The 12,984-nt window shown below is 72.2% G+C and carries 7 protein-coding genes; 1 reads left to right on the forward strand and 6 read right to left on the reverse strand.

The genetic code is table 11. From position 1 onward, the window contains the following. Positions 1-82: 82 nt before the first annotated feature. From ACWCWD_RS00030 to eccD, 4 genes are all read right to left on the reverse strand, one after another. Positions 83-406, reverse strand: a complete 324-nt coding sequence (locus ACWCWD_RS00030; RefSeq protein ID WP_266712168.1) for a WXG100 family type VII secretion target — start codon at positions 404-406, stop codon at positions 83-85. Positions 407-466: 60 nt separating this feature from the next. Next, on the reverse strand, positions 467-805 hold the full coding sequence (locus tag ACWCWD_RS00035; protein ID WP_450768910.1) for a hypothetical protein: 339 nt from the start codon (positions 803-805) through the stop codon (positions 467-469). Positions 806-919: 114 nt separating this feature from the next. Continuing rightward, the gene (gene eccB, locus ACWCWD_RS00040) at positions 920-2,509 is read right to left on the reverse strand and encodes a type VII secretion protein EccB (RefSeq protein WP_450768911.1); all 1,590 of its coding nucleotides are present in this window, start codon (positions 2,507-2,509) and stop codon (positions 920-922) included. A gap of 97 nt (positions 2,510-2,606) precedes the next feature. Beyond that, positions 2,607-4,007 carry a type VII secretion integral membrane protein EccD gene (gene eccD, locus ACWCWD_RS00045; protein WP_450768913.1) on the reverse strand — a complete coding sequence of 467 codons (1,401 nt, stop codon included), beginning with the start codon at positions 4,005-4,007 and terminating at the stop codon, positions 2,607-2,609. 287 nt (positions 4,008-4,294) lie between these two features. Here eccD and eccCa point away from each other — a divergent pair, with 287 nt between their 5' ends. Beyond that, positions 4,295-8,239, forward strand: a complete 3,945-nt coding sequence (eccCa, locus tag ACWCWD_RS00050) for a type VII secretion protein EccCa (protein ID WP_450769646.1) — start codon at positions 4,295-4,297, stop codon at positions 8,237-8,239. Positions 8,240-8,324: 85 nt separating this feature from the next. Here the strand turns inward: eccCa and ACWCWD_RS00055 are convergent, their stop codons facing one another. Together ACWCWD_RS00055 and ACWCWD_RS00060 are read right to left on the reverse strand one after the other, a co-directional pair. After that, positions 8,325-9,524: a S8 family serine peptidase gene (locus tag ACWCWD_RS00055; protein WP_450768915.1), complete on the reverse strand. Its 1,200-nt coding sequence runs from the start codon at positions 9,522-9,524 to the stop codon at positions 8,325-8,327. Positions 9,525-9,614: 90 nt separating this feature from the next. Beyond that, positions 9,615-12,947: a right-handed parallel beta-helix repeat-containing protein gene (locus ACWCWD_RS00060; protein WP_450768916.1), complete on the reverse strand. Its 3,333-nt coding sequence runs from the start codon at positions 12,945-12,947 to the stop codon at positions 9,615-9,617. Positions 12,948-12,984: the final 37 nt, after the last annotated feature.

A 12,984-nucleotide genomic window follows, 5' to 3' on the forward strand; every position in this document is an offset into this window, starting at 1 on the left:
GAGAGGTACGGGAACCGGACGGCGATCGCGCTGGTGACCGTCCGCCCGGTTCGGCCGGGTACCGCACCGCGACCGTCCGCCGTCAGCGGCTGACGCGTACCTCGGACCACATCTGGGACAGCGAGTTCTCGCTGTAGCGGTAGTTGTCGGAGATGTCCGTCAGCAGGCTGGAGTGCGAGGTCAGCAGCGTCTCCATGTTCTTCACCGCCTGGTCCCAGGCCGCCTGCTTCTGGCGGTACATGTTGGCGTCGTCGCCGTACCAGGACTTGATCAGCTCGTTCAGCTCCGCCTCCAGCGACGCGAGCGTGTTCGCTATCGCCTTGGTCTGCTGGACCATGTCGTCGGCGGCGTTGTTCATGTGGTTGTAGTCGACGTAGATGTAGCCGTCGGTCAAGTTGTCGGGCATGGGAGCCTCCTGATCGGTGGGGAGTGCGCGGTGGGGTCCGGACTCCGGGAAGCGGCCTGCTCAGCCTGCGAGTTGGTCGTACGCGGCCTGCGACTGGTTGTAGGCCGAGTTGATCGCCTCGTTCGAGGAGCCCTGGGTCTTGCCGTGCTGGACGAGGCTCTGGTTCAGCTTGTCGACCATGTCCTCAAGGCCGCGCAGGATGCCGTTGCACTGCTCGTCCCACTGCTTGAGGAGGGCGCCGAACTGGCCTCCGTCGCTGCCCTGGTAGCCCGAGGACAGGCCCGCACGGGTGTTGTCCACGTCCTGCCGGGACTTGAGGATGCCGCTGAAGGCGCTCTCAAGGGCCTGGATCCCGTTACGGGTCGCCTGCTCGTTCGACTGCTGTCCGGTCCCTGCCATGGGTCCGCCTTTCGATGGGGTGCTGTCGCAGCTGCGGCGCCGGTGAGCCTAAGCACGCCGGAGAGCAGGGTGCAACGGGGAACGGTGTGATGCCGCCAGATATTTGGCGAATCGTCAACTATCCTTACGTGTCTGCAACTTGTCGCCAGCTGCAACGGATGTCCCGACCCGCGCGGCGGGCCCGCCGGGAGCGTCCGCGGAGCCCTCGGCGCAGGCCCGTGCTGTCGACGACGGTACCTGCCCGGTCGCCGCCTGTGGACTCAGGTCGGGGCCGGTCGGCAACATCGCCAGCAGCGGGGACGGCAGCCCGCGTGCGTCGGACTCCGTCCAACCGAGCGCCGTGAGCGCCTCCTTCGAGCCGACCCGGTACTTCACGCCGTCGTCGGCCACGAAGTAGGTGGTGGCTCCGACCGTCCCGCCACCGGCGCCGAGCGCCCGCGCCAGCACACCGTGACCGGGCCGCACGACCACCGCGTCCACCGGCAGGCAGGCGTCCACCACCGCGTCACCGCTGCGCTGGGCGACCGGGCCCAGCGCGCCGGTGGGCACCAGCACCGAGCTGATCCGCACACCGTCGTCGCCGGGCAGCACCCGTGCGCAGACCGCACGGCCGTCCGGCACCCGGGCGGCCCGGGGCGGGGTGTCCGGCAGCCCGGCCACCGACGGGTCGCGGCCGGTGGTGCCGGGTGCCTGGTGGTCCTTCAGCACGTCGGCCCCGATGGGCAGCGCTGTCGGAGAGTCGCCGTCGTACGCCTTCGACCGTACGGCGGGATCGCCCAGCAGGAGCGCCACGGCGGTCGAGGTCAACGGGGACAGGCCGGAATCCCCCAGGAGGAAGTACTGGGTGCCGGTCTGTTCACCGGAGCCCGTCGCCGTACCACCGGGCACCGTCACCCGGAAGACCTGGCCGATTCTGGTCGCCGTACCGTCGAAGGAGGGGCCCTTCGAGCCCAGTCCCTTCACCGACGGCGGAGCCAGGGCCGGGCCGGGCACGAACGAGTCCAGGAACGCGGCCGACACCGGGCGGGGCGTCACCGAGCTGTAGCCCAGCGACAGCAGCGCGCCGGACCTGGTGTCGAGCCGCAGCCGACTTCCCTGCCAGATCAGGTACTTCTCCTGGTCGGGACCGCTCACCAGCACCGCCTCGCCGGCCCCCAGCGCGGTCGAGTCCAGGGGGGCGCCCGCCGTCACCGCGGTCACCGTCCGCGTCGTCCCCTTCCCGGCCCCCGCCGTGCCGTCCGTCGTCACCGAGCAGACGGCCCAGGCATCCGACTCCAGGTCGCCCGAGGAGGGCACCCCGTCCGGCGCTCCCGGGATGCCGACCGCGGCTCCCACCGGGGTGTCCCGCAGTGAGGCCGCCCCCACGTCCGTCGTCTCCAGGTCCGCACCGCCGATGAGCAGCGCGGAGGAGTAGTTGGGCACCGGGTGCAGCCGGCCGTCGAGATAGAGGTAGCGGGCCCCGGTGTCACGGTTGACGATCAGGTTCTTGCCGCTGCGCCACGAGTCGTTGCCGCCCGGCGAGACCAGCCCGAACACCAACGCCCCCGCGGCGATGAGCACCGTGACCAGCACGCCGATGCCCGCCCCGCGGGTGGTGCGCCCCAGCGGGCTCTCGGGGGCGTCGGGGTCGGCGAGCAGCATGCCCGAGGTGAGGCGGCCCATGACGAAGGCGTGCGCCTGCACCTGGTCGCGCTTGGATTGCATGAACCGCGGTCCTTCCGGTCAGCCGGTCCGCACCGGCTCCCGCGGTACGGGGCCGTTCGCGTCGAAGTGGTCGTTCACGTCGTGTCCGTGACCGGGGTCAGCCGTTGACGGCACGCAGCGCGGCGAAGACGCCGAGCACCCACAGCGTCAGTGGCAGCAGGGCGATCGCCAGCAGCGACTGCGCCAGCTCCGACGCCCTGCCCCAGTAGGGCAGCATCCTCCTGCCGGGAACGGTCCAGGAGGCGACGGCCAGCGCGGTGGCCGACGCCAGCAGCCCGCCCACCACCAGCGGCCGGTCGGCCGCGGCGGTGTCCGCCGCGAGGGCGAGCACCAGCAGGGTCAGGCCCCAGGCGCCCGGCAGGACCAGCGCCAGCCGCTGCCACACGTTGACCATGCCCCGGCCGTGCACCAGCAGGAGCACGGCGAGCACCGCCGCGGTCAGGACCTCGGGGAGCGCCGGGTTGCGGCTCAACGGCACCAGGCTGCCCGCGCACAGGATGCCGGAGGCGCCGTAGAGGCTGGTCATCCAGCCGCTCGCCAGCTCGGTGCGGGTCGTCACGTCCGCGCCGTCGTAGGGCTCGATGCCCTCCTGGAGCTGCTGCGGGTTGGTCGGCAGGGCCGGCATCCGCATCCCGGCCAGCCGGAAGGACAGAGCGGGCACGAAGCCGCCCAGCAGCACGGCCAGCGACGCCACGGCTGCCGCCGCACCGTCCACGCTCAGGTCGAACAGGCTCATCAGGACACCCGCCAGCACCCCGGCCAGCGACACCAGTGCCGAGGCCACGAACAGCGGCGTGCGTACGGCGGTCAGGGCGAGGGCGAGCACCGCGCCGCCCGCGCAGGCGGCCGCGGCGGCCAGCAGCCGGGCGCCCAGCACCTGGTTGGCCTGGGGGCCCGCGATCTCACCGCCCGGCTGCAACCAGCCGGCCAGGGCGAGGAACGGTCCGGCCATGAGCCCGAGCGCGGTGGCGGCGGCCGCGTCGCCCACCGCACGGCTCGCGGAGGCGGCCCCGGCCAGCAGCAGCAGTCCCGCCACACCGGCGGCGGCCATCCGAGGTCCGGTCGGACCGCCGGGCCAGGCCAGCACCGCCAGTCCGAGCATCAAGGCCGCCACCGCCATGCCGAGCAGCAGGCGCCGGCCGGCCGCCGCGTCCCAGCTGTGCAGCCGGTCCCGGGTCACCGTCGCCATACCGTCCACCAGGTCGTCGAGCCGTACTTCCGGCAGCGACTCGGTGTGCGGCCGCAGGTACAGGACCTCGCCGTCCTTGAGGTCCGCCGCGTCCAAGGTGCTCTCGTCGTCCAGCGCCGCGCCGCCGAGGCGTTGCAGCACCCACCCGTCGTGCTCCAGGCCGTCCTCCTCGACCTTCTCGCCCGCGTAGTGCAGGACGGTGGGCAGCAGATCGGCGACGGGTACGTCGGAGGGCACCGCCAGGTCGATGGTCCTGGCCGGGGCCCTGACGGTGAGGCGGCAGAGGCCCGCAACGGAGCTGTCGGTCATCGTGGGTCTCACGTCTCCATGAGTCGGGCCGGGAGAGGCCGGAGGGCGGGGCGAGAACTGGGGTGGTGCCGACGGGATTTGAGCAAGTGCCTGCTTGGACGTACGTGTCGTCGCAATGCAGACTACTGATCGGTGGGCGAACAGAATTATGGGCCCCTACCGACGGCGTTTCACAACGCCGGGGCATCAGCGACCCTTTGTGCGGCGCGGAACCCCGATTTTCCTAAGGAGCAGTTGCGTTGAGCGTGGTTCTCTTTCGCAGACCGGCCCGCCGCCGTGGCCCCGACATGCCCGAGGGCGAGCTGAGCCTGCAGGAACCCCCGACGCTTCCGGAGACCGTGCCGGACAGCTCGGCGGTGTGGACGTACCTGCCGATGGCCATGATGTCCGTGTCCATGATGCTGATCTTCATCAAGCCGGGTGGCGGTAACAGTTCGTTCACCTACATCGCGCTGGGCACGATGGTGATGGCCTCCGGCGCCATGATGGTCGGCCAGGTGATGCGCAAGGCGGGTGAGCGCAAGCAGCGGCTGCGCGGAGAGCGCCGGGACTATCTGCGCTATCTCACCCAGATCCGACGCCAGGTCCACCGGACGGTCGTCGAACAGCAACTGGCCCTGGCTTGGAGGAATCCGCACCCCCGGACACTGCGCTCGATGGTCCGCACCACCAGGTTGTGGGAACGGCGGGTCAAGGACGAGGACTTCGGCGAGGTCCGGATCGCCGTCGGCGACCAGCAGTTCGCGATGCGGCTCAATCCGCTGGCCACCAAACCCGTCGAGGACCTGGAGCCGCTCAGCGCACACGCCCTGCGCCGCTTCATCCGCGCCTACAGCACCGTGCCCGGCCAGCCCATCGCGCTCTATCTGCGTTCCTGGTCACGGGTACTGACCCGCGGCGACGACGCCGCCGCTCGCGCCATGGTCCGCGCCGCACTGAGCCAGCTGGCCGTGTTCCACCCGCCCGAGGAGCTGTGGATCGCCCTGTGCGTCTCCGACGAGCGGCGCGCGGACTGGGAGTGGGTCAAGTGGCTGCCGCACAACCTGCATCCGCAGGAGCAGGACGGTGCCGGATCCGCCCGCATGGTGGCCGGCACCTTCAACGACCTGGAGGATCTGCTCGGCGCCGAGTTCACCGAGCGCCCGGCCTTCGACCCGGACGCGGCGCCGGGACGTGACGAGCCCTACACCGTGATCGTGGTCGACGGCGTTACCGTGCCCTCCGGCCACCGGCTGGACGGCCCCGGCTTCCGCAACACCGTCGTGCTGGACCTCTCCGAAGCCCTCGCATGGCGCCCCGGCCGCACCACCCTGCGCCTCGACGTGGCCCCCGACGCCGTCCGCCTGGTGCGCACCGACCGCAGCCGCAAGGAGCAGGCCACCCTCCTCGGCCGCCCCGACCAGGTCGGACCCGTCGCCGCCGAGGCACTTGCCCGGCTGATCGCCCCGTACCGCATGAGCCTGGCCGCGGACATCGCCGAACCCCTCAGCTCCGACGTGCAGCTGACCACGCTGCTGGGCATCCCCGATCTCTTCCGGCACATTCCCGACACCCTCTGGAAGCGCCACACCGGCGCCGCCCGGCTGCGGGTCCCAGTGGCCGTCGGTGCGGACGGCACACCCGTGGAACTCGACATCAAGGAGTCGGCGCAGGGCGGAATGGGCCCGCACGGCATGCTGATCGGCGCCACCGGCTCCGGCAAGAGCGAACTGCTGCGCACCCTGGTCCTCGGACTCGCCCTCACCAACTCCTCCGAGACGCTGAACTTCATCCTGGTCGACTTCAAGGGCGGCGCGACCTTCCTCGGCCTGGACGAACTCCCGCACACCTCCGCCGTCATCACCAACCTCGCCGACGAAGTCGCACTGGTGGAACGCATGCAGGACGCCCTGCACGGTGAACTCATGCGCCGCCAGGAGCTTCTGCGCGCTGCGGGTAACTACACCTCCGCCCTGGAGTACGAGAGGGCCCGCGCCTCCGGCACGCCGCTCGACCCACTGCCCAGCCTCTTCGTCGTCGTCGACGAGTTCAGCGAACTCCTGGCTGCACACCGGGAGTTCATGGATCTGTTCGTGATGATCGGCAGGCTCGGCCGGTCGCTGGGCGTACACCTGCTGCTCGCCTCCCAGCGCCTGGACGAAGGGCGTATGCACCAACTGGAGAGCCATCTCTCCTACCGGATCGGCCTGCGCACCTTCTCGGCCATGGAGAGCCGCGGGGTGCTCGGTGTGCCCGACGCCTACCAACTGCCCTCGCAGCCCGGCGCCGGCTACCTCAAGAGCGGGGTGGAGGCGCTCACCCGCTTCCGTGCCGCGTACGTCTCCGGGCCCTACCGGCACCGTCGCGGTGCCGCCGTCCAGGCCAGGGTCGCCAGCCAGGTCGTACCCTGGACGGCCGGCTGGGTGGTGCCGCGGGCCTCCTCCGCCCCCGCCCCCGGCCCGGCGGAGGAGGAGACGGAGTCCGCCGAGAGCCTGCTGGCCGTGGCCGTCGACCGGCTGCGCGACTCCGGCCCCGGCGCGCACCGGGTGTGGCTGCCGCCGCTCGACGTACCGCCGACCCTGGACGCTCTGCTCCCCGGCATCGAACCCACCGCCGACCGTGGCCTCAGCGCCACACGCTGGCCCGGTACCGGACGGCTCCGGGTCCCCGTCGGCCTGGTCGACAAGCCCTTCGACCAGCGGCGCGAGCCGCTGGTGCTCGACCTGTCCTCGGGGGGCGGCCACGTCGCCATCGCCGGTGGCTCGCAGAGCGGCAAGTCCACCGTGCTGCGATCCCTCCTCGCCTCCCTCGCCCTCACCCACACTCCGGCCGAAGTGCAGTTCTACTGCCTCGACTTCGGCGGCGGCACGCTCTCCTCGCTCACCGGGATGCCGCACGTCGCCGGGGTCGCCTCCCGCCTCGACAGCGAGCGGATCAGTCGTACGGTGGCCGAGGTCACCACCGTGCTCAACCACCGTGAGCAGTTCTTCCTCGACCAGGGGATCGACTCCATGGCCACCTACCGGCGCCGGCGCGCGGCCGGGGAGTTCGCCGACGAGGCACACGGGGACGTCTTCCTCGTGGTGGACGGCTGGGCTCAGGCCAAGCAGAACTTCGACCACCTGCTGCCCACGTTCAACCAGCTCGCCACCGGCGGTCTCAACTACGGCATCCACCTGATCACCACCACCACCCGCTGGGTGGAACTGAGCGCGCAGGTACGTGACCAGAGCGCGACCCGGCTGGAACTGCGGCTCGGTGACCCCATGGACTCCGTGGTGGACGTACGCAAGGCGGCCGCCGTGCCCCGGCTGCCCGGACGCGGGCTCACGGTCGACGGGAAACTGCACTTCCTGACCGCCCTGCCCCGTCTCGACGGCGTCACCACCCCGGAGGACCTCAGCGAGGGTGTCACCGCCCTGGTGGAGAGAATCGCCGAGCACTGGTCGGGTAAACCCGCGCCCGCCGTACGGATGCTGCCGCACCAGCTGTCCGCCTCCACGCTGCCCGCCCCGGAGCTGGGCGACGGACTGCGGCTGCCGCTGGGCCAGGACGAGGCGCAACTCTCCACGGTGTGGCACGACTTCAGCCGTACCCCGCACCTGGTGGCGGTCGGCGACACCGAGAGCGGCAAGACCAACCTGCTGCGGCTCGTCGCGCAGGCGGTCACCGCCCGTTACGCCCCGACCGAGGCGCGGATCCTGGTCGTCGACTACCGGCGCGAACTCGTGGACGCCGTTCCGCCGGAGTACCAGCTCGGGCACGCCGTCTCCCTCGACGCTCTCAAGGAACTCGTCGGCGGCTCGGCGCGCGCGCTCAAGACCCGGCTGCCGGGGCCGGACATCACCCCCGCCCGGATGCGGCTCGCCGACTGGTGGCACGGACCCAGGCTGTTCGTGCTCGTCGACGACTACGACATGGTGGTCGGCAGCAACAACTTCGACCACCCCTTCGCCCCGCTCTTCGACCACCTGGCCCTGGGGCACGAACTGGGGCTGCACGTCATCGCGGTCCGCTCCGCCACCGGCGCCGGCCGCGGCCTCAACGACCAGTTGCTCCGCCGTCTCGACGAGGCCAACACCCCGGGCGTACTGCTGTCCTGCCCGCCGTCGGAGGGCTATGTCTTCGGCAACATCAAGCCGCGCAACCTGCCCGCGGGACGTGCGCAGTACATCGCCAGGCGCAAGGCGACGTTGATCCAGACGGCTCTCGCGGAGGCGGCGGAGCCCTCCGGAGGAGGGGACGGGGCCTGACCCGGCGCGCGTCCGACCGGGGAGGGCGTGCCCGGCCAGGTCCGACGCGGTGTCCGGACGGGTACGGGCGGCTGCCGGCCGCCCGTCAGCTCCCGGCGCCGCCCTCGTCGGCGACCGGGCCGCCCGCAGGCCGCCACCGGCGGGTGCGGGCCCGGGGGAGCGTCAGGGCGGCCCAGGCCACGAGGAGGATCAGCGCCGCGCCCGCCCCGGCGAACAGCGTGGCCCGGCGGACCGGCTGGGCCGCATCGTCATCGGGCAGCCGCACGGCGTTCCCCGGCGCCGGGGCCGCGGCGCCGGCGGCGTTCCCCGGCGCCACCTGCGTCACGGCAGCGAACGGATCGAGCCGGGGGACGACGTCGGGATAGGCGCTCGCGGTGAGGCGGGCGGCGGTCTCCGCGCCGGTGAGGCCGGGGTGGGAGGAACGCACCAGAGCCGCCGCCCCGGCCACGTACGCGGCGGCGAAGGAGGCACCCGAGCCGATGTAGTGCCCGGTGCCGCGCGCGCCGATCCCGACCACTCCGTCACCGGGCGCCGCCAGGTCGGCGGAGCCCGGCAGCAGGGCGTCGTCCGGACGCTGCCCCTGCGTGTCGACGTCCAGCACCGACAGCACACCGGGCTGCGAGGCGGGCCAGTAGTCCCGCGGGGCCGGCACCCCGTCCTGCGCCGAGGACTTGGCCGGCGGGTCCGGCACGGCCGCCGCGATCACCAGAACGTCCCTGGCGAGGGCCGCCTCGACGGCCTTCGTCAGCCCGTCCGACCCCTGCACCAGAGCCGGCGAGACGGTGATCACGTCGGCGCCCGCCGCCGTCGCCGCGGCGATGGCCGACGCGACGCTCTGTGCGGTGGCCACACCCCGTTCGTCCGTGCCGCGCACCGCGAGGATCTCCGCCCGCTGGGCGACCCCCGCGAACCGCACCCCGTCGACGGGCGCCGCGGCGACCAGCCCCGCGACGAAACTCCCGTGCCCCACGCAGTCCTGACCCGCAGGACCCACCGCGGTCACCCGGCCGGACAGGGCGGACGCCGTCGTGGACACTCCGGTGTCGACCACCGCCACCGTCACCCCGGAACCGTCCGAGAACGGCCAGGTGCGCGTCAGCTGGAGACTCCGCTGCTCCCAGGGAACGGTCGTGGCCCGCTGGGCGGACGCGCCGGTGCAGACCGCGTCGGCGTCCAGCCGCGCGGGCATCACGGGCAGCCGCACCGGGGTGCCGTCCGCCGCGGACGCCTCGGGCCCGCAGACCAGCGGCAGCAGGGTTCCCAGACACAGGGACACGGTCAACATCCGCGCCGTGTGGGGGAGTCGAGCCAGAGGGGGGCGCTGAGACATGTCCCGCATCCTACGGGCAGCCGCCGGACGCGAGCGGCCGTCCCCTCACCCCTCCGGCGTCGGCGTCCGCACTCCGGGTACGTCGTCGGGCAGCAGGAGCCGCAGGTCGTCCAGTCCCGGCGAGGCCATGGCGCTGACCCGGCCCGCCTGCCTGGTCACCATGGACTCCAGAACCTGCCGGGCCAGCCGTCCGTTGCCGAAGAAGCGGTCGCGCGGCAGGGAGTCGAAGTACTCCCGCAGCAGCCCGCCGACGCCGGGTCCGCACTCGTATCCCGAACCGTCCGCGTGCATGCGGACGATCGTGACCAGCTCGTCGGAGGTGTAGTCGGCGAATTCCACACGCCGCGAGAACCGGGACGACAGGCCCGGGTTGGACGCCAGGAAGGACTCCATCTCCCGGGTGTAGCCGGCCACGATGACGACCACCTCGTCGCGGTGGTCCTCCATCAGCTTCAACAAGGTGTCCACGGCCTCTTGGCCGAAGTCGGAACTGGAGGAGCCGTTTCCCGGCGTCAGCGTGTAGGCCTCGTCGATGAACAGCAGGCCCCCGCGGGCCCGTTCGAAGACATCTCGGGTCAACTGCGCGGTGTGGCCGACGAACCGGCCCACCAGGTCTGCCCGCGCCACCTCGACGAGCTGCCCCTGGGGCAGCACGCCGAGCGAGACGAGCAGTTCGCCGTAGAGGCGGGCGACGGTGGTCTTGCCGGTGCCGGGCGGGCCGGTGAAGACCAGATGGTGGCTGACACGGGGACTCGGCAGCCCGGCCGCCTCCCGTCGGCGGGCGGTCGACAGCAGGTTGACCAGATCGGTGACATCGCGTTTGACGGCCGCCAGCCCCACCATGTCGCCGAGCCGGGACAGGGCGTCACCGCGGTCCGGCTCGCCCGCCTCCCCGTGCGGTCCGGCCGGAACCGCCATCCCCACGTCCTCGGGGACCAGCAGACTCAGGTCCCGTTCGCTCACCTCGGGCTGCGCGGCCAGTCGTACGGCCTGCCGGTCGACCATCTCCTCGAACACCTGGCGGGCGGCACGGCCGTTGCCGAACGTGGCGTCCTTGGGCATGCGCTCGAAGTGAACGGCGAGTGCCGCACTGGTGCCCTCGCCGAGCTCGTACTGGTGCCGGGCACACATGCTCTCCATGATGGCCACCAACTCGTGCACCGCGTAGTTCTCGAACTCCACGGTCCGCGAGAAGCGGGAAGCCAGACCGGGGTTGCTGCCGAGGAAGGACTGCATCTCCCCGGAGTAGCCGGCGGCGACGACCACCACGTCCTCGCGGTGGTCCTCCATCAGCTTCAGGAGGGTGTCCACGGCCTCCCGCCCGAAGTCGGGCCCCGAACGCCCGCTGTCGGAGGTCAGGGTGTACGCCTCGTCGATGAACAGAACACCTCCCAGAGCCCTGTTGAAGGTCTCGGTGGTCTTGATGGCGGTGCCACCGATGACCTGGGCGACCAGATCGGCCCGTGAGACCTCGACCAGGTGCCCGGAGCGCAGCGCGCCCAACTGGGCCAGCACGGTGCCGTAGAGGCGCGCGACGGTGGTCTTGCCGGTGCCGGGCGGGCCCGCGAAAACCAGGTGCCGACTCATCGGCGGTGCTGACATGCCCAACTGTGCTCTGCGTTGTGCCAGTTGCGTGAGATTGACGAGTGTGCGGACCTGCTGCTTGACGTTGGCGAGACCGATCAGCGCTTCCAGCTCGGCGAGCGGGCCGCTCTCCCCGGGCGCGTCCACGCCGCCCGGCGCGGTTCCGGCCGGGTCGGTGCCCTCGGCTTCGCCGTAACCCCAGGCGTCCCGGCGGCCGTTGCCACTGCTGGTGAGGCCTTCGACGGCCAGCCGGTCGCCGGGCTGGGACTGGACCAGGCCGCCGCCCGCGTTGTCGCGGACCGTGCAGTTGACGACGGACACCGGCAGGGTGGTCTCCACCCGCAGTCCGTCCTTGCCGCTGCCGGCCAGGGTGCACCCGTTGAGCGACGCGCGCCCGCCCTGTCGGATCACGGCGCCGCACTCCGGCGCTCCGACCACCTGGAGCCTGGTGCCGGTCAGTTCGCCCTCCGCCTCGACGATCACGCCGTCCGCTCCGGCCTCGCGAATCTCGCAGTCGCGGGCCGTGAGGGTGCCGTCGGTGCCCACGGACAGGCCCGCGGCGGTCGGCGCGAGCACGGTGGTGCCCCCGACGTAGAGGTTGCCCGCGCTCTCCACATGGACGCCCGCCGCGCCGGACCTGGCGATCTCGCTGTCCTCCAGCCGTCCCCGGCCGTCCTTGGCGACCTCGACGCCGTTGCCGCCCGAGCCGCTGATCCGGGCGCGGCGGATCATCGGGTTGGCGCCGGTCGCGATCCGGACACCGGCGCCGGCGGTGTCGACCACCTCGACCCGGTCGAGTTCGGCGGTGGACTCCTCCTCCAGCAGCAGCCCGGACGCGGCCGCGCAGTCCCGCACGGTCAGTGAGGTCAGCGACGGCGATCCGGACCCGGTCACCCGCAGGGCGGGCGCCTGGGAGGAGTCCAGCCAGCAGTCCTCGTAGGTGCCGCGGCCCCGGTCGGTGATCAGCAGGCCGTTGCCCCCGGTGCGGGCCGTACGGCAGCGGCGCAGCAACGGGTCGCTGCCCTGCGAGACGACGAAGGCCGGACCGGTGGTCGCGGTGACCCTGATGTCCTCCAGCACGGTGCGGGAGGCACTGGTCAGATGTACGCCGATCGCGACGTCGTGGACCACCGTGCGCAGGACCCGCGTGGTGGAGCGGCCCTCCAACGCGATGGCGGGCTGGTCGGTGGAGGAGATGTCGCAGTCCTCGACGGATCCCTGGGCGTCGCCGTTGGCCAGGATCCCGTTGGCCCGCGCGTCGCGCACGGTGCAGCCGCGCACCGAGACCCGGCCGCGTTCCCCGATCACCACGCCGGACGTGCCCAGATGCTCGACGGTGCAGGACTCCAGGGAGCTCTCCACGGCGGAAGTGACAACCACCCCGGCCCCCACGCTGTTACTGATCCGGCAGTCGCGCATCGCGAGCGAACCGGCCTCTCGGGCAAGGACGGCCGTCCACGCGGACCCGGTGACCTCGCAGCCGTCCATGGCCACCTGGCCGCGGACCGCGTCCACGGCGGGCACGTCCTCGTCCCCGCCGCGCAGCACCAGATCGGTGAGCATCACGGCGTCGGCGCGCAGACTGATCACGCTGCCGCGCCGGGGGCGTATCTCCACCGTCCCGCGCGACTGTTCGGCGACGATGGTCACCCGTATGCCGACGACGAGGCTCTCCTCGTACGTCCCGGGACCCACGCTGATCACCGCGCCGCTGCGCGCCCCCACGAGCGCCTCACCGATCGTGCGGAAGCCGCCGGTTCCGTCGGGGCGGACCGTCAGTACCTGGCGTGACACGCGTTCTCCATCTCTCGCAGACTCACGGCGCCGATCG

It is taken from the genome of Streptomyces sp. NPDC001493, assembly GCF_053597235.1.

What these genes read in the sequence shown, in the direction of transcription:
- eccD (WP_450768913.1), bottom strand. Translation starts at nt 4,007, where the DNA reads ATGACCGACAGCTCCGTTGCGGGCCTCTGCCGCCTCACCGTCAGGGCC.
- eccCa (WP_450769646.1), top strand. Translation starts at nt 4,295, where the DNA reads ATGCCCGAGGGCGAGCTGAGCCTGCAGGAACCCCCGACGCTTCCGGAG.
- ACWCWD_RS00030 (WP_266712168.1), bottom strand. Translation starts at nt 406, where the DNA reads ATGCCCGACAACTTGACCGACGGCTACATCTACGTCGACTACAACCAC.
- eccB (WP_450768911.1), bottom strand. Translation starts at nt 2,509, where the DNA reads ATGCAATCCAAGCGCGACCAGGTGCAGGCGCACGCCTTCGTCATGGGC.
- ACWCWD_RS00035 (WP_450768910.1), bottom strand. Translation starts at nt 805, where the DNA reads ATGGCAGGGACCGGACAGCAGTCGAACGAGCAGGCGACCCGTAACGGG.
- ACWCWD_RS00055 (WP_450768915.1), bottom strand. Translation starts at nt 9,524, where the DNA reads ATGTTGACCGTGTCCCTGTGTCTGGGAACCCTGCTGCCGCTGGTCTGC.